This window comes from Lysobacter sp. CFH 32150, assembly GCF_022758295.1.
Classification (GTDB): domain Bacteria; phylum Pseudomonadota; class Gammaproteobacteria; order Xanthomonadales; family Xanthomonadaceae; genus CFH-32150.
This window is the reverse complement of the sequence record NZ_JALDWJ010000002.1, coordinates 517626-542140: the sequence shown is the minus strand read 5'-3', so window position 1 is coordinate 542140 and position 24515 is coordinate 517626. Positions and strand designations below refer to the sequence as shown.

The following is a 24515-nucleotide window of genomic DNA, read 5'->3' as shown; positions in this document are numbered from 1 at the left end:
TCACGTTGTGCCGGGAACGATGCGAGAATCCCTCGCGTTGCGCCCGTAGCTCAACCGGATAGAGCACCGGCCTTCTAAGCCGGCGGTTACAGGTTCGAGTCCTGTCGGGCGCGCCAATCAGCACGACAAGAAAGTTCTACGGTGGATGTAGCTCAGTTGGTTAGAGCACCGGATTGTGATTCCGGGGGTCGCGGGTTCAAATCCCGTCTTCCACCCCAGTTTCGTTTTTTGTTACAATTTTCAGCAGTTTCGGGCCGTTAGCTCAGTTGGTAGAGCAGTTGACTCTTAATCAATAGGTCCAAGGTTCGAATCCTTGACGGCCCACCAATCCCGAAGCGCCCGGCCTTACCGCCGGGCGTTTTTTATTGCCCGGTACGATCGGGTCGGCGTAGGTAGAATCGGCAACATTGCGAAAGTGGCGGAATTGGTAGACGCCCTGGATTTAGGTTCCAGTGCCGCAAGGCGTGGGGGTTCGAGTCCCCCCTTTCGCACCACGCCTGAGCCCTGCAGGAGCGGGTTCAGTCGCGACCGGGGGCCGATGCGCCAGCTAACTAAGGCTGGAACGCCCCCTGGCGCTGGTAGCCAGCCCCGTAATCAGGGAAACTATCGCGTTCCGCTGGGCGGGTGACGAGGTTTTTTGCGTCGCTGCGGCCAGCCAGCCACCAGACATCGTGCCGCGGCGTTAACCGCGGCAAGCAGGAGTCATCGCAAATGCAAGTTTCGGTCGAATCGCTCGGTAACCTCGAACGCCGCATGACCTTCCGCCTGCCGGCGGAAAGCGTCGACAACCAGGTCGGCGGCCGCCTGCGCGAGATCGCGCGCACCGCGCGGATCAAGGGCTTCCGTCCTGGCAAGGTGCCGACCAAGGTGATCGAGCAGCGCTATGGTCAGCAGGTCCGCGCTGAGGTCCTCGACGGCTTGCTGCGCGAGAGCTTCGACAGCGCCGTGCGTGAGAACGCGCTGCGCCCGGCCGGCAATCCACAGATCGAACCCAGCACCGAAGCCGCTGGCGAGGGCGAAATCGCCTACGTCGCCACCTTTGAAGTGGTGCCTGACTTCGGCGACATCGATGTCGCCAAGCTCAATGTGATCCGGCATGCGTCGGCGGTCGAAGACGCTGACATCGACCGCATGGTCGAGAACCTGCGCATGCAGCGCCAGACCTGGCACAAGGTCGACCGCGCGGCGAAGACCGGCGACATGGCGACGTTGGAAACCTGGTCCGACATCGACGGCGAACGACAGCCGGCCGAAGGCGTCGAGAAGGGCAGCACCGTGATCGGTTCCGGCGCGATGATGGCCGAGCTCGAGTCCGCCATTGTCGGCTTGGCCCCGGGGGAAGCGAAAATCGTTCCGGTGACCTTCCCGGCCGAGTGGCGCGCACCCCAACTCGCCGGCAAGACCGTCAACGTGCACCTGAAGGCGCTGGAAATCTCCGAGCCCCTGTTGCCGGAAGTCGATGCCGCTTTCATCCGCAGCTTCGGCGTCAAAAGCGGCGAGATGGACCAGTTCCGCAGCGATATCCGCAGCAACCTCGAGCGCGAGCTGAAGGGTGCGCTGATGGGTCGCCTGCGCCGTGAAGTCGGCGAACAGCTGATCGCGTCCTACGCGCACGTCGAAATGCCGCCGCGTCTCGTCGAAAACGAAGCGCGTGCGATGGCCGCTGGTGCCACAGAGCAGGCGCGCCGCCAGGGGCAACGCATCGATGCGGTCCCGGGCCCATTCATGGACGCTGCGCGCAAGCGTGTGCTGGTTGCATTGCTGGTGGGGGAAGTCGCTCGCCGCAACGAACTCAAGCTGGAGCCGAAGCGCCTGAACGAAACTCTGCGCCTGATCGCTTCGACTTACGAAGAACCCGAGCAGGTCATTGAGTTGTACCGCAACGATCCCCAACTCATGTCAGGTCTGCAGTCGCGGGTGATGGAAGAGCAGGTGATCGATTGGATCGCCGAGCGCGCCCAGCACACCGAGCAGGCGCTATCCTTCCAGGAAGCCATTCGCCAGTAAGCGGTGGCTTCCCTCCGAACAGAAGAGAGCCCATGAGCCACCAGACCAAAGCCCTGAACCTGGTACCGATGGTGGTCGAACAGACCAGCCGCGGCGAGCGCGCCTACGACATCTATTCGCGGCTGCTCAAGGAACGGGTGATTTTCCTGGTAGGTGGCATCGACGACCACGTCGCCAATGTGATCGTGGCGCAGATGCTGTTCCTCGAAGCTGAGAACCCTGAGAAGGACATCAGCCTGTACATCAACTCCCCGGGTGGCATCGTCACCGCGGGCATGGCGATCTACGACACCATGCAGTACATCAAGCCGGACGTGAGCACGATCTGCGTCGGCCAGGCCGCATCGATGGGCGCGTTGCTGCTGGCTTCGGGCGCCAAGGGCAAGCGTTACGCGCTGCCGAATTCACGGGTGATGATCCACCAGCCACTGGGCGGTTTCCAGGGGCAGGCCACGGACATCGATATCCACGCCCGGGAAATCCTGACCTTGCGCCAGCGGCTCAACGAGATCCTGTCCAAGCACACCGGGCAGGCGCTGGAGACCATCGCGCGTGACACCGAGCGCGACAACTTCAAGAGCGCCGAGGCGGCACGGGAGTACGGTCTGGTGGACTCGGTTCTCGAGCGGCGCCCTGAAGATTCGATCCAGGCTGCGTAAGCCACTGATCCCTATTGTTTTTCATCTGGCAGGGCGGGCCTCTGGTATTCCGGGCCCCGAATGCTATTCTCGGGCCGCAACGTGTGGCCGCAGCAGGTGTGGGGAATGAGCGAAGACCGTCAGGGCCGTTCCGGCGACAGCAACAAGATTCTGTATTGCTCGTTCTGCGGGAAGAGCCAGCACGAGGTCCGCAAGCTAATTGCGGGCCCGAGCGTGTTCATCTGCGATGAATGCGTCGAGCTCTGCAACGACATCATCCGCGAGGAGCTCGAGGAGAAGGCGCAGTCGGCGCGTAACCACCTGCCGAAGCCGCGCGAAATCCTCGACGTGCTCGACCAGTACGTGATCGGCCAGTCGCGCGCGAAGAAGACGCTCGCCGTCGCGGTCTACAACCACTACAAACGCATCGAAAGCCGGCAGAAGAACGACGACGTCGAGCTGGCGAAATCGAACATCCTGCTGGTCGGCCCGACCGGTTCGGGCAAGACGCTGCTGGCGGAAACGCTGGCACGCCTCCTCAATGTGCCGTTCACCATCGCCGACGCGACGACGCTGACCGAAGCCGGCTACGTCGGCGAGGACGTCGAGAACATCATCCAGAAGCTGCTGCAGAAGTGCGACTATGACGTCGACAAGGCGCAGCAGGGCATCGTCTATATCGACGAAATCGACAAGATCTCGCGCAAGAGCGAGAACCCGTCGATCACCCGTGACGTGTCAGGCGAAGGCGTGCAGCAGGCACTGCTGAAGCTGATCGAAGGCACCATCGCCAGCGTGCCGCCGCAAGGCGGTCGCAAGCATCCACAGCAGGAATTCCTGCAGGTCGACACGCGCAACATCCTGTTCGTCGTCGGCGGCGCGTTCGCTGGCCTGGACAAGATCATCCAGCAGCGCTCGACCGAAGCGGGCGGCATTGGCTTTGGCGCCAAGGTCAAGAGCACGACGCGCAAAGTCGAGGTCGGCAAGATCCTGTCAGAGGTCGAGCCGGAAGACCTGATCAAGTTCGGCCTGATCCCGGAGTTCGTCGGCCGTCTGCCGGTGGTCGCCACGCTCGAGGAACTCGATGAAGCCGCGCTGGTGAAGATCCTCACCGAGCCGAAGAACGCGATCAGCAAGCAGTTCAAGAAGCTGTTCGAGATGGAAGGCGTCGAGCTGGAAATCCGCGCCGACGCGCTGCAGGCGATCGCGCGCAAGGCGCTCAAGCGCAAGACCGGCGCACGTGGCCTGCGCACCATCGTCGAATCGGTGCTGCTCGATACCATGTACGAGCTTCCGTCGCTGGAAAACGTCAGCAAGGTGGTCGTGGATGAGTCGGTGATCGAGCACAAGACCGAGCCGTACCTGATCTACCAGACCCCGCCGGCCACGCCCAAGGTCGCCAGCGCCGAATAGGCACCCAAGCCCGCCGGAACCATCATATTCCGGCGGCAAGTGGCTGATTCACAATGCCCTTTCAAGATAACCGTGCTCTGGCCGCGGAAACCGCTTGCATCCTTTTCGCGCGGCCCCCATAACCGTGACTACGGCGCGTAGCGCTGTCTTTACTCCCGGACGGCTATCGTACGGATGCCGCTTTTACTGTTTCCGAACTCGCTGGAGCCGCCATGACCGACCATCCCGAATCCCTCGTCCTGCCGGTGCTGCCACTGCGCGACGTCGTGGTGTTCCCGCACATGGTGATCCCACTGTTCGTCGGTCGCGACAAGTCGATCCGCGCGCTCGACATCGCCATGGAATCCGACAAGCGCATCCTGCTGGTCGCCCAGAAATCCGCCGACACGGATGATCCGGCCGGTGCCGACCTGCACGAGATAGGCACGCTCGCGCAGGTGCTGCAATTGCTGAAACTGCCTGACGGCACGATCAAGGTGCTGGTCGAAGGCCTGTCGCGCGCGCGCGTCGACAAGGTGAGCGAGGGCGATGGCGCGCTGTCCGGGCACGGCGTCGTCGTGGAATCGGTAGACACGCGCGAGGCACGCGAGACCGAGGCCGTGGCGCGCTCGCTGATGTCGCTTTTCGAGCAGTACGTCAAGACCAATCGCAAGCTGCCGCCGGAGCTGCTGCAGACCTTGAGCGGCATCGACGAACCCAGTCGACTCGCGGACACCATCGCTGCGCACCTTGGCGTGCGCATGGCCGACAAGCAGCGACTGCTGGAAACGCTCGATACGGCGGCGCGGCTGGAATTGCTGGTCGGCTTCGTGGATGGCGAGATCGACGTCCAGCAGCTGGAAAAGCGCATCCGTGGTCGCGTGAAGTCGCAGATGGAGAAGAGCCAGCGCGAGTACTACCTCAACGAACAGATGAAGGCGATCCAGAAGGAACTCGGCGAAATCGACGAAGCGCCGAACGATCTGGACGAACTCGCACGCAAGATCGCCGACGCCGGCATGCCGAAACCGGTCGAGGCCAAGGCCAAGGCGGAACTGGGCAAGCTCAAGCAGATGTCGCCGATGTCGGCTGAAGCCGCGGTTGTGCGCAATTACCTCGATTGGCTCCTAGGCGTGCCTTGGAAGAAGCGCAGCAAAGTGCGCAAGGACCTCAAGGCCGCGCAGGACGTGCTCGATGCCGACCATTACGGCCTCGAGAAGGTCAAGGAGCGCATCCTCGAGTACCTCGCGGTGCAGACGCGCGTGAAGCAGATGAAGGGCGCGATCCTGTGCCTGGTGGGTCCGCCGGGCGTGGGCAAGACTTCGCTCGGGCAGTCCATCGCCAAGGCGACCAATCGCAAGTTCGTGCGCATGAGCCTCGGCGGCGTGCGCGATGAGGCCGAGATCCGCGGTCATCGTCGTACCTACGTCGGTTCGATGCCGGGTCGAATCGTGCAGAACCTCAACAAGGCCGGCAGCAAGAACCCGCTGTTCATGCTCGACGAAATCGACAAGATGTCGATGGATTTCCGCGGCGACCCCTCGTCCGCACTGCTGGAAGTGCTGGACCCGGAGCAGAACAACTCGTTCAACGATCACTACCTCGAGGTCGACCTCGATCTGAGCGAAGTGATGTTCGTCGCAACCTCCAATTCGTTGAATATCCCCGGTCCGCTGCTCGATCGCATGGAAGTGATCCGCATCCCCGGTTACACCGAGGAAGAGAAGCTCAACATTGCGATGCGCTATCTCGTGCCTAAGCAGCTCAAGGCAAATGGCGTGAAGCCAGAAGAATTGAAGATCGCCGAAAGCGCGATCCGCGATATCGTCCGCTATTACACACGCGAGTCCGGCGTGCGCAACCTCGAGCGCGAGATTGCCAAGATCTCGCGCAAGGTGGTGAAGGAGCTGGCGTTGGCCGGGGCGAAGAAGAAGGCCAAGGCCACGGCCGTCAACGTCACCTCCAAGAACCTCGACAAGTATCTCGGCGTGCAGCGTTTCGATTTCGGCCGTGCCGAAGCCGAGAACGAGATCGGCCTGGTCACCGGCCTGGCCTGGACCGAAGCCGGCGGCGATCTGCTGCAGATCGAGTCCACGCTGGTGCCGGGCAAGGGCCAATTGATCCTCACCGGCCAACTCGGTGACGTGATGAAGGAATCGGCATCGGCGGCGCTGTCGGTGGTGCGCGCGCGCACCGAGCGGCTCGGCATCGAGCTCGATTTCCTGCAGAAACAGGACGTCCATTTGCATGTGCCGGAGGGCGCGACACCGAAGGACGGGCCGAGCGCGGGCATCGCGATGGCGACTGCCCTCGTGTCGACACTGACCAAGGTGCCGGTGAAAGCCGACGTTGCAATGACCGGCGAGATCACTCTGCGCGGTCGCGTGCTGCCGATTGGCGGGCTGAAGGAAAAACTGCTGGCCGCGCTACGTGGTGGCATCCGCACCGTGATCATTCCGGAAGAGAATCGCAAGGACCTCACCGACATTCCGAAAACAGTGACACAGGGCATCAAGATCGTGCCGGTGCGCTGGATCGACGAGGTGCTCGATCTCGCGCTCGAACATCCGCTGAAGCCGGCACCGGCTGGCAGCGTGGGCGGGCTATCCGCGAGCGAACCAAGCGCGCCTGCTGCGAAAGTTGACCTCACGCACTGACGGACAACCTTTAGACGCCACGCGCAAGCGATGCATGCATCGCTTGCGTTTGTATGTGCAAGTCATTGATCACTGCTAGCGAATTCGCTTTGCAATGATGCGTCCTTTCGTCGGCCGATCGGCTGAAACCCGCATCAGCGCTAGCTTTCAGGTTGCGCATGAAAAATCGTACTGGTATAACGAACGCAACCGCGATGCGCTGAGGGCGCAACACGGCAAGGTCGATCGGGGAGCGCCTGCCGTAGATGCGGGGGACCCGGTTCCACATCCAGCGGTTCACATCCGCATAGGGAGACAAGAATGAACAAAGCCGAATTCATCGATCAGGTGGCTGAAGCCGCCGAGCTGACCAAAGCCGACGCAGGTCGCGCTGTTGATGCAGCGATCGCCGCAATCACCAAGGCGCTGAAGAAGGGCGACACCGTGACCCTCGTGGGCTTCGGCACCTTCTCGGTGCGCAAGCGCAGCGCCCGCGAAGGTCGCAATCCGCGTACCGGCGACACCATCAAGATCAAGGCTTCGAAGAATCCGGCGTTCAAGGCTGGCAAAGCGCTGAAGGATGCCGTAAACTAATCGGCTCACGCGGGGTCCTTCCGCAAAGCCTCGGCCAAGTTGGCGGGGTTGGCCAAGCCAGGGTGCTTAGCTCAGCGGTAGAGCGTCTCCTTTACACGGAGAGGGTCGGGGGTTCGAAACCCTCAGCACCCACCAAACGCGGTAGGTTTCAAATTAGGTTTTCAAAACGCGGAGTGGTAGTTCAGTCGGTTAGAATGCTGGCCTGTCACGCCGGAGGTCGCGGGTTCGAGTCCCGTCCACTCCGCCAGTTTTGCCAAGGGCGCCCGCAAGGGCGCCCTTATTTTTGCCTCCTGCGCCGGTCTTTCCCGCGTCTTCGCCCGGGAAGACCTTAGGGCGCTAAACTGCGCGGCTACGTCCATGAGCGCGCCGACCGATGCTGCAGAAACTCCGCGAAAAGACCTCCGGCTGGATTGCTACCGTCATCCTCGTCCTGCTGGCCATCCCGTTCGCCTTCTTCGGGGTCGACCAGTACATGTCGCAGTCGGTCGATGACTACGTCGCCACGATCGATGCGCCGCCGACCTGGTGGGAGGCCGCGCCGTCATGGTGGCCTGTGTCGATACTGTGGCAGCACGAGGAAATCGACGGCGCCGCTTTCCGCGAGCGCTACGAGCAGTCGCGCCAGGAACAGCAACAACGTCGGGGCGAAGGCTTCGACGTGCGCGCGTTCGAGAGCATCGAGAACAAGCGTGAGATCCTCGATGCGTTGATCGACGAACGCGTGCTGCGTATGACGTCGAACCGCGCCGGTGTTGCGATCAGCAAGGCGCAGATCCAGGAAACAATTGCTGGCATCCCGGCGTTCCAGGTCGATGGCAAGTTCGACCCGCAGCGCTACCAGCTCGCACTGGCCACGCAGGTCCCGGCGCGGACACCGTCGCAGTTCGAGAACCTGGTGCGGGAGAGCCTGCAGCAGTCGCTGCTGCCGACCAGCATCGGCGAATCCGCATTCGTCACCAATGGCGAACTTGATCGCCTGCTCAAGCTGTTAGGTGAAACCCGCGACGTCGGTTACGTGCGCTTGCCGCAGCCTACGCCGGACGCCGGTGCGATCAGCGGCGCGGAAATCGATGCCTGGTACAAGACGCATGTGCAGCAGTACCGTGCGCCGGAGACCGTGGCGATCGAGTATGTCGAAATCGATGCTGCAACCCTGCCGGTTCCCACTGCGGACGAGGCCGCGCTGCGCCAGCGCTACGAGCAAGAGAAAGCGCGTTTCGTCGAGCCGGAACAGCGCCTGACTGCGCACATCCTGGTACGCGTTGCCCCCGACGCCGACGCCGCCACGCAGAAGGCCGCCGAACAAAAAGCCGCGCAGCTTGCGATCCAGGCGAGGGCCGCAGGCGCGGATTTCGCCGCGTTGGCGCGTGCCAACTCCGACGACACCGGGTCGAAGGAGAGCGGCGGCGACCTCGGCTGGGTCGAGAAGAACGGCACGATGGTCAAACCGTTCGAAGATGCCTTGTTCGCGATGCAAACCGCTGGCGTCAGCGCTCCGGTCAAGACCGATTATGGTTGGCACGTGATCCAGCTGCGCGAGATCAAGACCGGCCAGCAATCCACGTTCGAACAGGCCCGCGAGCAGCTGGCGCTCGATCAGGCTGAAGCCGATCGCGAGCGTGCGTTCAATGATCTCACCGGCAAGCTGGTCGATCTGATCTACAAGAACCCGACTGCGCTGACCCCCGCGGCACGCCAGCTCAACCTGCCGGTGCAAACGCTGGGCCCGTTCGCGCGTGGCGCCGGCACCGGCATCGCCACGAACCCGGCTTTGCTGCGTGCTGCATTCTCCGAGACGTTGATCCAGGACGGGACGGTCAGCGACCCGATCGAACTGGCGCCGAATCACAGCGTGCTGATCCGCGTCACCCAGCACAATCCGGAGCGCGCGCAACCACTCTCCGTGGTGCGTGATCAAGTGATCGCCGAGATCCGTGTGGATCGGGCCGGTAAGGCGTTAGCCGCGACCGCTGACGCGATGCTGGCGCAGTTGCGGGCCGGCGCCACCCTGCAGCAAGCCGCTATCGGACAGCAGTTGGTACCGACCGAGCTGCCGGCGGTGCCGCGCGGCGCGCCGATGCCGGATCAAGCCGCTACCGAGGCCTACTTCTCTGTGCCGACCCCGGCGGCTGGCAAGGGTTCACCCGGCAAGGTGAAGCTCGCCGACGGCAGTATCGTGGTGTTCGTGGTCCACAAGGTCACCCCAGGCAATCCAGCAGCGGCTTCGGCGCAGGAGCGTGCGCTGCTGCAGCAGCAGCTCGCGCGATCGACCGGCATCGACGATGCACGTGCGTTCGTTGCGGCGATGCGGAAGCAGATGCGGATCGAGGTGGCGGAAGATCGCCTGTGACGGCGTGTCGCCTGGAATAACAAAAGCCCGGCGATGCCGGGCTTTTGTTTAATGGTGATCCAGCGTCGCGACCCGCTTACTCGACTTCGATTCCCGTCATGCCCAGGATGTTGTAGCCGGCATCGACGTAGGTGATTTCGCCCGTTACGCCTGCGGCGAGATCGGAGCAGAGGAACGCGGCGACGTTGCCGACGTCTTCGATCGTCACGGTACGGCGCAACGGTGCGTTCTCTTCGACATGGCCAAGGATCTTGCGGAAGCCGGCGATGCCGGCCGCCGCGAGCGTTTTGATGGGGCCCGCGGAAATTGCGTTGACGCGGGTGCCTTCCGGGCCGAGGTTGTAGGCGAGGTAGCGCACCGTGGCTTCGAGACTGGCCTTGGCCACGCCCATCACGTTGTAGCCGACAAGCGCACGCTCGGCGCCGAGGTAGCTCAGGGTGATGATCGAACCCTTGCGGCCCTGCATCTGGGGGCGTGCGGCCTTGGCAATGGCTGCGAGCGAGTAGGCGGAGATGTCGTGGGCGATGGCGAAGTTCTCGCGCGTGAGACCGTCGAGGAATTGGCCGGCAATGGCTTCGCGCGGGGCGAACGCGATCGCGTGGACGAGAATGTCGAAGCCGTCGCTCCAATGCTTGCCAAGTTCGGCGAAGCATTCGTCGATCTGCGCATCGCTGCTGACATCGAGCGGGATGACGATGTTGCTGCCGTATTCCGCGGCGGCTTTCTCGACCCGCGTCTTGAGTTTGTCGTTCTGGTAGGTGAAAGCGAGCTGCGCCCCTTCGCGGTGCATCGCCTCGGCGATACCGCTGGCGATCGACCGCTCGCTTGCGATGCCGGTGACCAGCGCGCGCTTGCCTTGCAGAAATCCCATGTTGCCTCCGTCGTGGCCGCGACGCGCGGCCGAGCTAAGACTCTAGTTTAGCCGGTCGCGACACCGCGCTTCGAACCGGCTGAGCTGCCTGGTGTCCTTCGTTTCGGCAACGCTGTTTTTACGGCGTGCCTGCAGAGGTGGCCGTATCCACCGTGCCGGTTCCGCTCGGGTCGCTTGCGACCGGCGACGGCATCGGTGCCAGGACCCGCAGCGTGCGATCGACACGGGCGATGCGGCCATCGACGAATGCGGGATTCAAGCGTCGCAACGCAACCGGGTCGAATCCCTGGGCGCGGGCCCAGCGATCAAGGTTGCCTGCCGTTGCCGGCAACGGTTGCGCGCTGAGCAAGGGCACCGTCCTGTCCAGCGCCTTGAGCCAGTCCTCGCGATCGTCGGCTTGTTCGAACAGGCAGGACAGTGCCCGCAACTTCTGGACATAGGCATGGGTGATGCCGGACAGGCCGGTCAACGTTTCCGGTTTGGCGTTGCGTGCATTCTGGCCGGTCCGGCGCAACGCGCCGAGGATGCGGTATTCGCCTGCGTTGTAAGCCATTACCGCCAGGCGCCAATCGCCGGCAAACATGCCGTGCAGGGTCTTGAGATAACGCACTGCAGCCTGGGTGGAATCGACGGGCGACAAGCGACCGTCGTATCCGGGGCGGATCGGCACGTTGTGGTTGCGGGCGGTGATGGCGATGAACTGCCACAGCCCGGCCGGGCCGCTGGGACTGCGCGCGCCGGGCTTGTAACCACTTTCGACGAATGGGATCAGCGCGTACTCGGTCGGCAGGTGCGCTTCGCGCAGGGCATCGACGACGTAGCCGAACAACGGCAGTACGTCGTCGCTGCCGGTCGCCAGCCGTTTGGGTGCGGTAGCGAAATGCTGGCGCCAACGCGGGCTGCTGTCCGCGCATTCCTTGTCGGCGAGGCCCTCGCGGAAGCGTTGGTAGATGTCGCGGCCATTGCGGGTGTTGATGGCGGGAGGAGGATCGATGGCGACCTCCGCCACGACGGCTTCGACTGCAGGTGGTGCCGTCGTGGCCATGTCCTGCGCGGACGCCGACATCGGCAAGGCCAGCGCTGCAAACAGGACATGGCTGCTGCGCAAGTTCATGCGCGGAAACCATCCTTCCAGCGTCGTAGCTCAGCGAAGGCTTCGACCCGGTCGACCGGCATGCGTCCCAGCCGCGTCGTGATCGCAGTGTGCACCGCCGGGGCATCGATGCGCAGGAACGGATTCGCGGTGAGCTCGGTGGCGAGCGTGGTCGGGAGTGTCGGCAATCCGGCAGTACGCATCGCGCTGGCTTCCTCGCTGCGGCGCTGGAGCGCCGGATTGTCGGGATCGACCGCCCGCGCGAACGCGGCATTGGCGACGGTGTACTCGTGGCCGCAGCAAATCTGCGTGACCCCGGGGAGCTCGGCCAGCTGATCGAGCGAGGCCAGCATCTGCGCCGGCGTGCCCTCGAACAGACGGCCACAGCCGAGACTGAAGAGGGTATCGCCGCAACACAAGACGCCATGGCCATGGAATGCGATGTGGCTCACGGTATGGCCGGGGATCGCCAGGACCTCGAAGCCCCATTCAGCAATGCGGACGGTGTCGCCGTCCCCCACCCGGGTGGTTGTAGTGGTGATGCGGTCGTCGACTGGCGCGATCACCGGCAGGTCCGGCCAGCGTGCCAACAAGGCTGGTACGCCACCGATATGGTCGTGGTGGTGATGGGTCAGCAGGATGCCGCGCGGTTGCAGGCCTTCGGCCGCCGCAGCGAGCACTGGTGCGGCTTCGCCGGGATCCACGATCAGCGCGCCACCGTCGTCGCCGGCCAGCGCCCAGATGTAGTTGTCCGCGAACGCGGGCAGGGCAAGCAATCGCATCGGTCGACGGTTCCGGTTGCATCCCGCAGAATTCGACCATGCCTGCGACGCTTCCCCCCAGTCAACCCGATCCCGTCGCCGCCATTGCCAGCTGGTTTGGCAGCGCTGAGGGATTGGCGGTCATCGATAGCGAGTTTGCCGCGGTGCAACAGGCCGCCGGCGAGCGTCCGGGACAGCCATGGCTCTGGTTGGCTGCCGCCGGTGCCGGTGCCGGTGTCGCTGGCGACCGCAGCGTCAGCCTGCGCCTCAATGGCAAGGGCTTCGACGGCCCGATCCGCTGTGCGCTGCCGCTGCCGATCGCCAGCGATGCGCTCGGCAGCGTGGTGCTGCAGCACGTGGCCGACGTCGACGAGGATCCGGCGGAGCTCCTGGCCGAATGCGTGCGCGTGCTGGTGCCGGGAGGGCGCTTGTGGCTGTTCGCGCTCAATCCACTGGCACCGTACCGATGGCGCTGGACCGGCGACGGCCCGGCCGCATACGAACCGATTACCTGGCGCCGTCGCCTGCGCGCTGCCGGACTGGTGCCGGAACCGATTTCGCAGGGACTTGGGCCACGCTGGAGGATCTCGCCGAATCCGGAGATGCAGGACGGTGCCGGCATTCGTGCTGCCTATCTGCTGCGTGCCGAAAAACGGGTGACGCCACTGACGCCAATGCGCGCACGTCCACGGCTGCGCTTGGCCAATGGCGTGCCTGCCGCATGACGACGGACGCGGGTTTGAAGCAGGTCGAGGTGCACACCGACGGTGCCTGTCTCGGCAATCCCGGTCCGGGCGGCTGGGCGGCATTGCTGCGTTATCGCGGGAAAGAACGCGAATTGGCAGGCGGTGAGACGCTGACCACCAACAATCGCATGGAGTTGATGGCGGCGATCGTTGCTCTGGAAACGCTGACCGAAGCCTGCATCGTCACCTTGCACACGGATTCGCAGTACGTGCGTCAGGGCATCAGCGAGTGGATGCCGAACTGGGTGCGCCGGCATTGGAAAACCGCCGGTGGCGACCCGGTCAAGAACCGCGACCTGTGGGAACGCCTGCATACTGCGGCGACGCGGCACCGGATCGACTGGCGCTGGGTCAAGGGGCACAGCGGTGATCCCGACAATGAACGCGTCGACCAACTGGCTCGCGCGGAAGCAGTGAAGTTCAAAGAGACGGCGAACACCTGATGCGGCAAGTCGTACTGGATACCGAAACCACTGGCCTGTCCTGGGACAAGGGCAATCGCGTCGTCGAAATCGGCTGCGTCGAACTCATCGAGCGCCGTCCGACTGGCCGCACTTTCCAGCGTTACCTCAATCCTGAATGCCAGTTTGAACCTGGCGCGCAGGAAGTCACCGGCCTGACGCTGGAATTCCTCGCCGACAAGCCGAAGTTCGCCGAGATCGTTGACGAGTTCCTCGAATTCGTCGATGGGGCGGAACTGGTGATCCACAACGCGGCGTTCGACATCGGTTTCCTCGACTCTGAGCTGACGCGGCTGGGTGCGCAGTTTGGCCGCATGCGCGATCGCTGCACGGTCCAGGACTCGCTGGAACTGGCGCGGGAGCGCTTTCCTGGTCAGCGCAATTCCTTGGATGCGTTGTGCAAGCGGCTCGGCGTCGACAACTCCCACCGACACCTGCATGGCGCGTTGCTCGACGCGCAGCTGCTGGTGGACGCCTACCTGGCACTGACTTCGGGGCAGCGGGAAATTGGTTTTGCTGTGACTGCGGAAACAGATCAGGTCATCAACATCGCGATCCTGGCCACCAGCGGCCCACGCCCATGCGTGCAAATCTCAGAGGTCGAACTGGCTGCGCACGAAGCCCGCCTCATGCAGGTGCGCAAGAAGGCCGGCAAGGCGGTATGGGATCAGGTCGAGGTCGAAGCCGAGGTCGCTTGAATGTCGGGCGAAACCTAGTGACTACGCACCAGCACCACGGTGACGTTATCCGAACCACCCCCATCCAGCGCTGCCGCGACCAGCGAATCGACGCATTCCTGCGCACTGCAGTCGTCGTGCGCCAGCACCTTGGCGATGTTGCGGTCGTCGACTTCCTCGGTCAGGCCGTCGCTGCATAGCAGCAGCTGCATGCCTGGACGCAACTCGCCGGTCATGGTCTCGACATTGAGATTGCGCGGATCGGTTACACCCAGCGCCTGTGTCACGACGTTGCGGTGCGGGTGGCTGCGTGCCTGTTCGGTGGTAATCGCGCCCTGGGCGATCAGCTCCTGCACGTAGCTGTGGTCCTGCGACAGCTGCGCCAGCTGACCCTCGCGCCATAGGTACACACGACTGTCGCCGACCCAGGCCACCTCGAAGCGGTTACCGGTGACACGGGCGGCCACCACGGTGGTACCCATCGGCAGCGCATCGTTGCGGCGCTTGGACTGGCGGATGATCTCTTCGTCGGCGATGCGGATCGCCTGCGCCAGCGGCGTGCCATCGCGCACCTCGCGCACGATGGTCTCGCGCGCCAATGCGCTGGCGACTTCGCCATATTCGTGGCCGCCCATGCCATCGGCCACCAGCCACAGGCCTAGCTCGCTGTCGCCGTAATAAGTGTCTTCATTCAGCTCGCGCCGCAGGCCGACATGGGTCAGGTGTCCAAATTCGATCATGCGTCGGGCATCGTTGGCGGCTCTCAACTGGAGAACGGAATGATCGGGGCCGGGCGGCCGCGGGGCAACCCAACTCATTGCGCCTTGTGACCCAAGGGCTGCCGACGTATCATTTGCGGCCCTGCGGAGCCGCCTCCGAAGCGGATTCCAGCCATCGGAGAGGTGGCAGAGTGGTTGAATGTACCTGACTCGAAATCAGGCGTACGTTTATAGCGTACCGAGGGTTCGAATCCCTCCCTCTCCGCCAGATATGCAAAGCGCCCCCTCGTGGGGCGTTTTGCATATCTGGGGTGAGGACTTGAGGAGAATCCTAGTGGGTTCGACAAATCGGCAGGACTGCCGATTTGGACAGCCGCAGGCTGCCCCGCAGGCGCGCAGCGCCGGAGGGGTGAGGCCCATGGATGGGCCGAATCAATCGCTCTCTCCACGAAGTGCCTCACTCGCTCGCGTTAGACTGCGCCCCCGATCCAGGCCGTTCATCCCCATGTCCGAAATCCTCGTCCCCGTCTCCTTCGGCGAACTGCTCGACAAGATCGCGATCCTGCAGATCAAGTCCGAGCGCATGTCCGACCCGGCCAAGCTGGCCAACGTCCGCAACGAATTGTCGGCGCTGGAGCAGACCTGGATGGCGCATCCCGCGGCGGTCAAGGACATCGCCAAGCTGCGTGCCGAGTTGAAGGCGGTCAACGAGCGCCTGTGGGTGATCGAGGACGACATCCGCATCAAGGAAAAAGCGCAGGAATTCGATGCCGAATTCATCCGCCTCGCGCGCAGCGTCTACTTCGAGAACGATGAGCGCGCCCGGATCAAGAAGGACATCAACCTTGCCCTGGGTTCGGCCTACGTCGAAGAGAAGTCGTACCAGGACTACAAGACCGGCGCGGCTCCCTAGTCCCTCGCCGGGGATATTGCGCGACTAGCGGACTCTCCGGAGGTAGCCCTTCGGATTCCAGGTGATCAGGAAGGATTCGCGACCGCGGTCGATCTCGAAGTCCGGATTAGCGGCGACGAAGGCATCGATCGCTTCGTACGGACCCGGATCCGGGCCAAGATCGAGGCCGTGGTGGCAGATCCCGTCCTCGACGATGAAATATCCGCCCGGCTTGACCAGCTTCGAATAAGTCTCGAGCACCTTCAGTGTGTTCTCGAAGGTGTGCGAGCTGTCTTCGATGACCATGATGTTTTCGGCGCCATCGATCAGGGCTTCGACCTGTCCGAACGACGCGCAGGCGTCCCCTTCGATCAATGCGATCCTCGGGTGTTGCCGGACGAGCGGCGGCACGCGGTTGTGCAGTATGTCGATGCCGATGACCCTGCCGTGGCCGACGCGATCGAAGAGATGGGCGAGGGCGAGCGTGCTGCCGCCGCAGAAATTGCCGATCTCGATGATCAGGTCAGGCTTCGTCTCGAAGATGATTTCCTGGTAGACCCAGAAATCGATCGGACTCTTGAGCGTCTTGATGCCGAAGTAGCTTGTCTTCTGGCGGATGCGATCCTGGATGATCGGCAGGACCTGCCTGAGTGGCATGTCCAGGTGTTCTTCCATGTGCTGCATCGGTCTTTATCCTGCATTGGCGAGTGCGGCCAGCTCAAACCATTCTGCCAAGATAATGGAACCGGTGGCGATACCTGCTCAATGCCGCCCGGCACGACGATCAGCCAGATAACGCTCGAACGCGCCGATCGCATCCTCGACGGTCACCAGATCCATCACCCCGTCAGGCTCGATCTTCGTTCCCCATTTCAGCTCCGAAGCCGGCTTGCCGAGGAACTTGCGCGCCGCATCGTCGTAGCGGTCGACGCAATAGCGCAGGTCCGAATACGGGCCGCTGCGTTTCGGATTGCTGGCCGCGTGCAGGCCAAGGACCTTGGCGCCCATCGCGTTGGCGATGTGCATCGGCCCGGAATCCGGCGTCATCACCAGGTTGGCGCGTTCGAGCAGGGCGGGGAGTTGCTTGAGCGTGTCCTTGCCGACCAGATCGAGCACATTTGAAGCCTGCGCCGGTGTGCGCATCGAAGCGAGGATCGCGTCGGTGGTGTCGCGTTCGAGCTGGCTGCGGCCACCGCACAGCACGATCCGCCAGCCGCGCGATGCAGCGTGGTCGGCTACCGCGGCGTAGCGTTCGGCACGCCAGTTGCGGCGGGCGTGGCTGGAACAGGGGGAGATCAGCAGCGTTGGCATCTCGTCGTCGGGCCATTGCGCACGTGCCCAGCCGCGCGCTGCATCAGGCACCGGCAGGTTCCAGGTGACCTCGGCCTGGCGCAGGCCGAGGGGTTCGCAGAAGCTGCCGATCGCGTCCAGCACATGGATGCCGGGGCGGTCGGGGATGCGTTCGTTGACGAACAGACCGTGGAGATCCTTGGACCTGGACTGGTCGTAGCCGATCCGGCGGTCCGCCGGAATGAACGCCGACAGCAGGTTGGCGCGTGCGGCGACTTGCATCTGCAGCAGCGCATCGAAGCGACGGCCGCGCAGTTCGCGGCGCAACGCGAGCATGCCGGCCAAGCCGCTGCTCTTGTCGTAGACCAGGAACTCGACCCCGGGCAGGCCTTCGAGCAACTTGAACTCGGCCTTGCCGATCACCCAGGTCAATGCGGCATCGGGCCACGCGCACTGCAACGTGCGCAGCAATGGCACGACATGGGTGGCGTCGCCGAGTGCCGACAGGCGCAACAGACAGATTGAGCGGGGCGCAGTGGGCACGTGGCTTGCTAGACTCGTTGGGATGGCCGCATTCGATGCCAATGAAAGCCTCACGCCGTTCCGCGAAGGCCTCGGATACGGGGCGATTCTGTTCGACCGCGTACGCCTGCGGCAAGCAGAATCGGGCTGGTTCGATCCCGACCACTGGGGCAGCCATGCTCGTTCGGTCGACAATGCCGGTCGCGGCGCGGCCTGGTTTGTCGACGCGCCCTTCGGCCCGTCGGTGTTGCGACACTACTTGCGCGGTGGGCTGGTGGCGCGTTTCAACCGCGATCGCCATCTCTGGCGCGGCCCCGACCGGACGCGCAGCTTCGCTGAATTCCGACTGTTGCGGGCCTTGCTCGAGCACAAGCTGCCGGTGCCTCGACCCATTGCGGCGTTTTACGTGCGCAATGGGCACAGCTATCGTGCGGCGATCCTGCTCGATCGCATCGAGCACGTCCATTCGCTCGCCCACCGTGCCAACACGCCGGGTGACACCGCACCCTGGGAAGAAACCGGGCGGCTGATCGCGCGTTTCCACCGCATCGGCCTCGATCACGCCGACCTCAACGCCCACAACCTGCTGTTCGACGATGCGGGCCACGGCTGGGTGATCGACCTCGATCGCAGCGTGATGCGCATTCCCGCGACCGGCTGGCGCGAGCGCAACCTCGCGCGGCTCAAGCGCTCGTTGCTGAAATTGCGCGGCGCGCGTAGCGTCGAACAGGTGGAAAGCGAATTCGCCCGCGTGCGCGCCGCCTACGATCGCGATTGGGAGCGCGGCTACTGATGGCCTGGTCGCTGCGATTGCATGGCGTGGGGAACGCCTCGGCGGTCGAACTCGGATCGGCGATGGCAACGATCGAGCGCGACGGGATGCCGTGGCTCACCATCGACTGCGGCAACGAAGGCCTGAGCCATTACCTTGCGCATTACGGCGAGCCGCCGCGTGCGCTCTTCATCACCCATACGCACCTCGACCACGTCGCCGGCTTCGAGCGCCTGTTCGTCGCCAACTATTTCGATCCCGAGCGGCGCGGACGCACATTGCTGTACGTGCCCGTGACCGTACTGCCGCTGCTGCACCAGCGCGTCGGTGCCTATCCGAGCGCATTGGCCGAAGGCGGCGCCAATTTCTGGGATGCGTTCCGAGTGGTGCCGGTCGGCGATCATTTCTGGCACGACGATGTGCGGATGGAAGTATTCCCAACACGACACCATTGGCCCGACACCAGCTTCGGTGTGCGCCTGCGCGGCAGCGTGGTCTGGACCGGCGACACCCGGCCGATCCCGGAAATGCTGGCGAAATTCGCCGATGCCGGCGAGACCGTGGCGCATGATTGCGCGCTGCACGGCAATCCTTCGCACAGCGGCATCGACGACATCGAGCGCGAATATCCGCGCGACCTGCTCGATCGCTGCCTGCTGTACCACTACGCCAGCGCTGCCGATGGCGACACGCTCAGCGGGCGCGGATACCGCGTCGCCCGGCCCGGCGACGTGATGGCCTTGAACGATCCGATCATGGGCATGGTCCAAGCACCATGAACGCCGTCCTGCATCCGGAATTCCCATTGCCGCACGACAAGCTGGGTCGGCCGTTGCACGACCTGCGCCTGTCGGTGATCGAGGCCTGCAACTTCCGCTGCCCGTACTGCATGCCGGCCGAGCGCGTGCCGGACGATTACGGTTTCGATGCCGCTACGCGGATGTCGTTCGACGAAATCGAAACGCTGGTGCGCGGCTTCGTGCGCCTGGGCGTGAGCAAACTGCGCCTGACCGGCGGCGAACCCTTGCTGCGCAAGCGCCTGCCGGAGCTGGTCGCGCGCCTTGCAGCCATTCCGGGCATCGACGATCTCGCGGTGACCACCAATGGCTCGCTGCTGGCGGCGCAGGCGCAGGCCTTGCGTGACGCCGGGTTGCGCCGGATCACGGTCAGCCTGGATGCGCTCGATCCCGCATTGTTCCGCGAACTGTCCGGCGGTCGTGGCAACGTCGACGGTGTCCTGGCCGGCATTGCCGCGGCCGAAGCGGCTGGCTTCACTGCGATCAAACTCAATTGCGTCGTACAGCGTGGTGTCAACGACGGCGAAGTGCGGCGGTTGCTCGAGCATTTCCGTGGCAGCGGCCATGTCGTACGTTTCATCGAGTATATGGACGTCGGCACCTGCAATGGCTGGCGCCGCGAGCGTGTCATGCCTTCGGCTGAATTGCGCGACGCGATCCACGCGCGCTGGCCGTTGCGTCCGCTCGATCCGCAATACCGGGGTGAAGTCGCGTCGCGCTACGCCTTCGTCGACGGCGGCGGCGAGATCGGATTCGTCAGTTCCGTCAGCGAGCCGTTCTGCGGCGATTGTCACCGCGCGCGCGTATCGGCCGACGGCAAGCTTTACACGTGCCTGTTCGCTGCAGACGGTCACGATCTGCGTGCCTCGCTTGCGCAGGGTGAAGGCGCGCTGGTCGATCGTGTCGCCGGCATCTGGTCGCGGCGCGCGGATCGCTATAGCGAGTTGCGCGGCAGCTCGGCTAGTTCCCGCAAGCACGTCGAGATGTACCTCATTGGTGGTTGAGTGAAAGCCAAACGCAGCAAGCTCACGCATATCGATCCCGCCGGCCGCCCGGCGATGGTCGATGTCTCGGCGAAAGCCGTCACCGCGCGCGAGGCTGTCGCCGAGTGCCGGGTCCGCTTTCCGGCGGACGTGGCGAAGCAATTGCGTGCTGCGGGGCTGAAGAGCGCCAAGGGCGGCATCGTCGAGACCGCGATCATCGCCGGCACGATGGCGGTCAAGCGCACGCACGAGCTGATCCCGTTCTGTCACCCGCTACCAATCGATGGTTGCCGGATCGCGGCCGACTGGCATGACGAGAAGTCCTTGCGGATCGAATGCGCGGTCAAGACCACCCACCGCACTGGCGTGGAGATGGAAGCCTTGACCGGTGCCACCGTCGCCGCATTGGCCGTGTACGACATGTGCAAGGCGTTGTCGCACGCGATCGTGATCGGCCCGGCGAAGCTGCTCGGCAAGCGCGGTGGGAAACGCGACTTTGGAGTTTCGCCATGACCGTGCGCGTCACCGTGCTGTATTTCGCCAGCCTGCGCGATACGGCTGGCATGGCATCGGAGTCGTTCGACACCGCTGCGCCCGACCTGCGCGTGCTGTATCTGGAATTGCGCGCGCGTTACGGCTTCGAACTGCCGGTTGATCGGTTGCGCGTCGCCGTCGATGGTGCATTCGCGCGCTGGGACGACGCGCCCCGCGATGGCAGCGAGATCGCGTTCATCCCGCCGGTGAGTGGTGGCTGAGATGCCGCGCTTCCAGCTGGCCGATACCCCGTTCGATACCGCTTCGCTGCGCGCGCAGCTGCTGGATGCCCGCGTCGGCGGTTACGCGAGCTTCGAGGGCTGGGTGCGCGACCACAACGACGGTCGTGTAGTGCACGGCCTGCGCTACGAGTCCTACACCGCGCTGGCCGAAGCCGAAGGCGAGAAGATCGTCGACGAGGCGCTGGCGAAGTTCGACGTCCTCGACGCACTGTGCGTGCACCGCGTCGGTGACCTGGCCATCGGCGAACTCGCCGTCTGGGTCGGCGTCTCCGCCGCGCACCGCGACGCCGCCTTCGCCGCCTGCCGTTACATCATCGACGAAGTGAAATCGCGCGTGCCGATCTGGAAGCACGAGCGCTACGCCGAAGGCGACGCCGGCTGGCTGCATCCGGAGTAAGTGCTGGCAAGAAACTATCTGGAGGGAAGCCCCCTATTAGTAAAAGGGGGCGCGGCGAGAGCCGCGGGGAAATTGGAAGCGATGGCCCGGGGCCCGAAGTTTGCAGCGCAAACTTTGGGGTCTGTTCCGCTTCGCGGAACAGACGGGCGATGGCCCCGCCGGCTGGCCTCGGCACCCGCGTCGATCGATACCGTTGCTGCCTTCCGGCCCTGGCGGGGTTTTCGATCTAGCGTCGCGAGGGGCCGACGGGGCCACCATAGAGACTTCGCGCATCACACCGCGCGATCAAAGTGCATTCATCTGAAAAGCTGGCGGAGAGAGGGGGATTCGAACCCCCGAAGCGCGGTTTAGACGCTTACACACTTTCCAGGCGTGCTCCTTCAACCGCTCGGACACCTCTCCGCTGGAACCTGAAAGCGGCTTCCGGCTGCATTCAGGGCCGCAAATTCTAGCCTTGACGCGGGTTTGGGACAAGCGATGCGTTGCCGTCGCAGTCGTTGCAAGCCGGCATGGCAGAATGCACCCATGTCCTACCTCGTCCTCGCCCGTAAGTGGCGCCCGAAGCGTTTCGCCGAACTGGTCGGGCAGGAACATGTGGTTCGTGCGCTGACCAATGCGCTGGATTCCGGCCGCGTCCACCACGCCTTCCTGTTCACCGGTACCCGGGGCGTCGGCAAGACCACGATCGCGCGCATTTTCGCCAAATCGCTGAACTGCGAGCGCGGCACGTCGGCCGAACCCTGCGGCGAGTGCAATTCCTGCCGCGACATCGACGCCGGCCGTTTCGTCGACCTGCTCGAGATCGACGCCGCGTCCAACACCGGCGTCGACGACGTGCGCGACGTGATCGAGAACGCCCAGTACATGCCCTCGCGCGGCCGGGTGAAGGTGTACCTGATCGACGAAGTGCACATGTTGTCGAAGTCGGCGTTCAATGCGCTGCTGAAGACGCTGGAAGAGCCACCAGGACACGTGAAGTTCCTGCTTGCCACCACCGATCCGCAGAAACTGCCGGTGACGGTGTTGTCGCGCTGCCTCCAGTTCAACCTCAAGCGCCTCGATGAGGCGCAGATCAGCGGCCAGATCACCAGGATCCTGGAAGCCGAAGGCATCGCCGCCGACCCTGGCGCGATCCGACAACTGTCCAAAGCCGCCGACGGTAGCCTGCGCGACGGTCTCTCGCTGCTCGACCAGGCCATTGCCTACACGGGCGGCAAGCTGGAAGACGCCGCGGTGGCGACGATGCTCGGCACTGTCGACCGCACCCAGGTCAGTGTGCTGCTGAATGCCCTGGCGGCGGGCGAGGGCGAACGCCTGCTCGCCACCGTGGGCACGCTGGCCGAATTCTCGCCGGACTGGGGCGCGGTACTGGATGCGCTGGCCGACGCACTACATCGCGTGCAGGTGCGGCAACTGGTGCCGAATGCGGCCATTGAAAGCGATCACGTCGATATCGACGCGCTCGCCGCGCAACTGCGGCCGGAGTTGGTGCAACTCTGGTACCAGATGGCATTGAGCGGTCGCCGCGAATTGCCGCTGGCGCCAAGCCCGCGCGCCGGTTTCGAGATGAGCGTGCTGCGGATGCTGGCGTTCCGCCCTGCGGAGGCAGGCGGTACGCGTGTCGATCCGGTCGCGCAACCGGCTGCACGCGGCGATGCCGCCAGTGCGGCGAAGGCGGCATTGGCAACCCCCGCAGCACCGGCACCTCTCGCTCCGAAGCCGGCGCCACCGGCGATTCCTCCGCAAGTGACAGCGCCGCCAGCACCTGCACCCACTGCGACGGCTGCGGTCGTCGATGCCGATCACTGGCTGCAGCTGGTTGCCAACAGCGGCCTGCGTGGCCCGGCACGACAACTTGCGGAACACGCAGGTTTCGTCGGTCACGACGATGGCGTGCTGCGCTTGTCGCTGTCACAAGCCGATGAACACCTCAAGGCGCCAGCCCTGGTCAAGATGCTCGGCGACGCGCTTGCGCCCGCACTCGGTGCTGCGCCGCAGATCCGTTTCGAGTCCGCGCAGGCCGCGGGCGAGACTTTGCACCAGCGGAGCGCGCGCGAACGCGATGCGCGCCAGGTCGCGGCAGAGAGCGCATTCATGAACGACCCCGACGTGCAACGCCTGATCACCCAGCACGGCGCCAAAGTGGTGCCGGATTCCATCCGACCTTTCGACGAGTAATAGAAGATGCGTGGAAATATCGCCCAACTGATGCAGCAAGCGCAGAAGATGCAGGAAAACATGCAGCGCGCGCAGGAAGATCTGGCCAAGCTCGAAGTCACCGGCAATGCCGGTGGCGGTATGGTCAGCGTGACCCTCACCGGTCGCATGGAATGCCGCAAGGTGCGGATCGATCCGAGCGTGTTGTCCGACCCGGAAATGGCCGAAGACCTGATCGCCGCGGCATTCAACGACGCGGTCAACAAGGCCAATACCGAATCGCAGGCGAAGATGTCGGCCGCGACGGCGGGCATGCCGATGCCGCCGGGCATGAAGTTGCCGGGACTGGGCTTCTGATTCGAAGCCTCGCATCGCGATGAGCAGTTCGTTGCTCGAACAACTGATCGAAGCCTTCCGCGTCCTGCCCGGCGTCGGGCAGAAGACCGCGCAGCGCATGGCCTATCACGTGCTCGAACGCGAGCGTGCCGGTGGCCAACGGCTGGCGGATGCCCTTGCGGCGGCGGTCGAGAAGATTGGCCATTGCGCGCGCTGCCGCGATTTCAGTGAGACCGAGATCTGTGCGACTTGCGCCAGCGCTTCGCGCGATGCGCATCTGCTGTGTGTAGTGGAATCGCCGGCCGATCGGTTGGCGATCGAGCAGGCCACCGGCTATCGCGGCCTGTATTTCGTACTGCAGGGACGGTTGTCGCCGCTGGATGGCATCGGCCCGCGCGAGCTTGGCTTGGACCAGCTTGCTTCACGTCTGGCCGAGGGCGAAGTGCAGGAGCTGATCATCGCCACGAACCCGACCGTGGAAGGCGAAGCGACTGCGCACTACCTCGCCCAGCTTGCGCGTCAACACAGCGTGCGCCCGAGCCGGCTTGCCCATGGTGTGCCGCTCGGTGGCGAACTCGAATACGTGGATCGTGGCACCCTGTCGCATGCGTTCGGCAGCCGCAGCGAAATGCCGTTGGGTTGATTCAC

General features: G+C 64.2%; 24 protein-coding genes, 8 tRNA genes, 1 other RNA gene and 1 pseudogene. 26 read left to right on the top strand and 8 right to left on the bottom strand.

Annotation, left to right across the window (positions count from 1 at the left end):
• Nucleotides 1-39 precede the first annotated feature (39 nt).
• The 12 genes and pseudogenes from MO486_RS06030 to MO486_RS05975 all read left to right on the top strand — a co-directional run bounded on the left by MO486_RS06030 (nt 40) and on the right by MO486_RS05975 (nt 9617).
• Nucleotides 40-116: transfer RNA gene (locus tag MO486_RS06030), tRNA-Arg, on the top strand.
• Nucleotides 117-141: 25 nt separating this feature from the next.
• Nucleotides 142-218 (top strand) — tRNA-His (locus tag MO486_RS06025).
• Between the two features lie 33 nt (nt 219-251).
• A tRNA-Lys gene (locus MO486_RS06020) sits at nt 252-327 on the top strand.
• 82 nt (nt 328-409) lie between these two features.
• Nucleotides 410-494, top strand: a tRNA-Leu gene (locus MO486_RS06015).
• 217 nt (nt 495-711) lie between these two features.
• Nucleotides 712-2007, top strand: coding sequence for a trigger factor (gene tig / locus MO486_RS06010; protein WP_242905278.1), 1296 nt, complete (start codon nt 712-714; stop codon nt 2005-2007).
• Nucleotides 2008-2039: 32 nt separating this feature from the next.
• Nucleotides 2040-2666 carry an ATP-dependent Clp endopeptidase proteolytic subunit ClpP gene (gene clpP, locus MO486_RS06005; protein WP_242905277.1) on the top strand — a complete coding sequence of 209 codons (627 nt, stop codon included), beginning with the start codon at nt 2040-2042 and terminating at the stop codon, nt 2664-2666.
• 105 nt (nt 2667-2771) lie between these two features.
• Nucleotides 2772-4058, top strand: a complete 1287-nt coding sequence (gene clpX / locus MO486_RS06000) for an ATP-dependent Clp protease ATP-binding subunit ClpX (protein WP_242905276.1) — start codon at nt 2772-2774, stop codon at nt 4056-4058.
• A 212-nt stretch (nt 4059-4270) separates the two neighbouring features.
• Nucleotides 4271-6694, top strand: coding sequence for an endopeptidase La (lon, locus tag MO486_RS05995; RefSeq protein WP_242905275.1), 2424 nt, complete (start codon nt 4271-4273; stop codon nt 6692-6694).
• A gap of 294 nt (nt 6695-6988) precedes the next feature.
• Nucleotides 6989-7267, top strand: a pseudogene (locus tag MO486_RS05990) (HU family DNA-binding protein); the annotation flags it as partial.
• A 60-nt stretch (nt 7268-7327) separates the two neighbouring features.
• Nucleotides 7328-7402: transfer RNA gene (locus MO486_RS05985), tRNA-Val, on the top strand.
• 35 nt (nt 7403-7437) lie between these two features.
• A tRNA-Asp gene (locus MO486_RS05980) sits at nt 7438-7514 on the top strand.
• Nucleotides 7515-7640: 126 nt separating this feature from the next.
• Nucleotides 7641-9617 (top strand): SurA N-terminal domain-containing protein, encoded by a 1977-nt coding sequence (locus MO486_RS05975; RefSeq protein WP_242905272.1) that lies wholly within the window; start codon nt 7641-7643, stop codon nt 9615-9617.
• Nucleotides 9618-9693: 76 nt separating this feature from the next.
• Here MO486_RS05975 and MO486_RS05970 read toward each other — a convergent pair whose 3' ends face one another.
• The 3 genes from MO486_RS05970 to gloB form a co-directional block, all read right to left on the bottom strand.
• Nucleotides 9694-10488, bottom strand: a complete 795-nt coding sequence (locus MO486_RS05970; protein WP_242905270.1) for an enoyl-ACP reductase — start codon at nt 10486-10488, stop codon at nt 9694-9696.
• A gap of 118 nt (nt 10489-10606) precedes the next feature.
• A complete protein-coding gene (locus MO486_RS05965) occupies nt 10607-11602 on the bottom strand; it encodes a lytic transglycosylase domain-containing protein (RefSeq protein ID WP_242905268.1) in 996 nt (331 codons plus the stop codon).
• Complete coding sequence (gene gloB, locus MO486_RS05960; RefSeq protein WP_242905266.1) at nt 11599-12363, bottom strand: hydroxyacylglutathione hydrolase; 765 nt, start codon at nt 12361-12363, stop codon at nt 11599-11601. Before gloB ends, MO486_RS05965 begins: the two co-directional genes overlap by 4 nt.
• Before the next feature lie 38 nt (nt 12364-12401).
• Here gloB and MO486_RS05955 point away from each other — a divergent pair, with 38 nt between their 5' ends.
• From MO486_RS05955 to dnaQ, 3 genes are read left to right on the top strand one after another with little or no spacing between them, the layout of a single operon-like run.
• Nucleotides 12402-13067 (top strand): methyltransferase domain-containing protein, encoded by a 666-nt coding sequence (locus MO486_RS05955; protein ID WP_242905264.1) that lies wholly within the window; start codon nt 12402-12404, stop codon nt 13065-13067.
• Between the two features lie 14 nt (nt 13068-13081).
• A complete protein-coding gene (rnhA, locus tag MO486_RS05950; protein WP_242905359.1) occupies nt 13082-13531 on the top strand; it encodes a ribonuclease HI in 450 nt (149 codons plus the stop codon).
• Nucleotides 13531-14247, top strand: a complete 717-nt coding sequence (dnaQ, locus tag MO486_RS05945) for a DNA polymerase III subunit epsilon (protein WP_242905263.1) — start codon at nt 13531-13533, stop codon at nt 14245-14247. The genes rnhA and dnaQ overlap by 1 nt, the downstream gene beginning before the upstream one ends.
• A gap of 14 nt (nt 14248-14261) precedes the next feature.
• Here dnaQ and MO486_RS05940 read toward each other — a convergent pair whose 3' ends face one another.
• Nucleotides 14262-14966, bottom strand: a complete 705-nt coding sequence (locus tag MO486_RS05940) for a Stp1/IreP family PP2C-type Ser/Thr phosphatase (protein ID WP_242905262.1) — start codon at nt 14964-14966, stop codon at nt 14262-14264.
• Between the two features lie 156 nt (nt 14967-15122).
• On the opposite strand from MO486_RS05940, the gene MO486_RS05935 reads away from it, so the two are divergent.
• A tRNA-Ser gene (locus MO486_RS05935) sits at nt 15123-15213 on the top strand.
• A 237-nt stretch (nt 15214-15450) separates the two neighbouring features.
• Complete coding sequence (locus tag MO486_RS05930) at nt 15451-15858, top strand: DUF6165 family protein (RefSeq protein WP_242905261.1); 408 nt, start codon at nt 15451-15453, stop codon at nt 15856-15858.
• 24 nt (nt 15859-15882) lie between these two features.
• Here the strand turns inward: MO486_RS05930 and MO486_RS05925 are convergent, their stop codons facing one another.
• Both MO486_RS05925 and MO486_RS05920 read right to left on the bottom strand, forming a co-directional pair.
• Nucleotides 15883-16521 (bottom strand): CmcI family methyltransferase, encoded by a 639-nt coding sequence (locus MO486_RS05925; protein WP_242905260.1) that lies wholly within the window; start codon nt 16519-16521, stop codon nt 15883-15885.
• A 78-nt stretch (nt 16522-16599) separates the two neighbouring features.
• A complete protein-coding gene (locus MO486_RS05920) occupies nt 16600-17670 on the bottom strand; it encodes a glycosyltransferase family 9 protein (RefSeq protein WP_242905259.1) in 1071 nt (356 codons plus the stop codon).
• A gap of 22 nt (nt 17671-17692) precedes the next feature.
• Here MO486_RS05920 and MO486_RS05915 point away from each other — a divergent pair, with 22 nt between their 5' ends.
• Genes MO486_RS05915 through MO486_RS05890 form a run of 6 tightly spaced genes read left to right on the top strand, consistent with a single transcriptional unit; the run spans nt 17693 to nt 21374 of the window.
• On the top strand, nt 17693-18442 hold the full coding sequence (locus MO486_RS05915) for a 3-deoxy-D-manno-octulosonic acid kinase (RefSeq protein WP_242905258.1): 750 nt from the start codon (nt 17693-17695) through the stop codon (nt 18440-18442).
• Nucleotides 18442-19200, top strand: coding sequence for an MBL fold metallo-hydrolase (locus MO486_RS05910; RefSeq protein WP_242905257.1), 759 nt, complete (start codon nt 18442-18444; stop codon nt 19198-19200). The genes MO486_RS05915 and MO486_RS05910 overlap by 1 nt, the downstream gene beginning before the upstream one ends.
• Nucleotides 19197-20222, top strand: a complete 1026-nt coding sequence (gene moaA, locus MO486_RS05905; protein WP_242905255.1) for a GTP 3',8-cyclase MoaA — start codon at nt 19197-19199, stop codon at nt 20220-20222. The genes MO486_RS05910 and moaA overlap by 4 nt, the downstream gene beginning before the upstream one ends.
• Complete coding sequence (gene moaC / locus MO486_RS05900) at nt 20223-20714, top strand: cyclic pyranopterin monophosphate synthase MoaC (RefSeq protein WP_345779198.1); 492 nt, start codon at nt 20223-20225, stop codon at nt 20712-20714.
• Complete coding sequence (locus tag MO486_RS05895; protein ID WP_242905253.1) at nt 20711-20956, top strand: MoaD/ThiS family protein; 246 nt, start codon at nt 20711-20713, stop codon at nt 20954-20956. The genes moaC and MO486_RS05895 overlap by 4 nt, the downstream gene beginning before the upstream one ends.
• Nucleotides 20949-21374, top strand: coding sequence for a molybdenum cofactor biosynthesis protein MoaE (locus MO486_RS05890; RefSeq protein WP_242905251.1), 426 nt, complete (start codon nt 20949-20951; stop codon nt 21372-21374). The genes MO486_RS05895 and MO486_RS05890 overlap by 8 nt, the downstream gene beginning before the upstream one ends.
• 152 nt (nt 21375-21526) lie before the next feature.
• On the opposite strand, the gene ffs is transcribed toward MO486_RS05890, so the two are convergent.
• Nucleotides 21527-21623, bottom strand: an RNA gene (ffs, locus tag MO486_RS05885) — signal recognition particle sRNA small type.
• Between the two features lie 60 nt (nt 21624-21683).
• Nucleotides 21684-21776, bottom strand: a tRNA-Ser gene (locus MO486_RS05880).
• Nucleotides 21777-21899: 123 nt separating this feature from the next.
• Here MO486_RS05880 and dnaX point away from each other — a divergent pair.
• The 3 genes from dnaX to recR are packed head-to-tail and all read left to right on the top strand — an operon-like array spanning nt 21900 to nt 24510.
• Nucleotides 21900-23552, top strand: a complete 1653-nt coding sequence (gene dnaX / locus MO486_RS05875; RefSeq protein ID WP_242905249.1) for a DNA polymerase III subunit gamma/tau — start codon at nt 21900-21902, stop codon at nt 23550-23552.
• Between the two features lie 6 nt (nt 23553-23558).
• Nucleotides 23559-23888, top strand: a complete 330-nt coding sequence (locus tag MO486_RS05870; protein ID WP_242905247.1) for a YbaB/EbfC family nucleoid-associated protein — start codon at nt 23559-23561, stop codon at nt 23886-23888.
• A 19-nt stretch (nt 23889-23907) separates the two neighbouring features.
• Nucleotides 23908-24510: a recombination mediator RecR gene (gene recR / locus MO486_RS05865; protein ID WP_242905246.1), complete on the top strand. Its 603-nt coding sequence runs from the start codon at nt 23908-23910 to the stop codon at nt 24508-24510.
• Nucleotides 24511-24515: the final 5 nt, after the last annotated feature.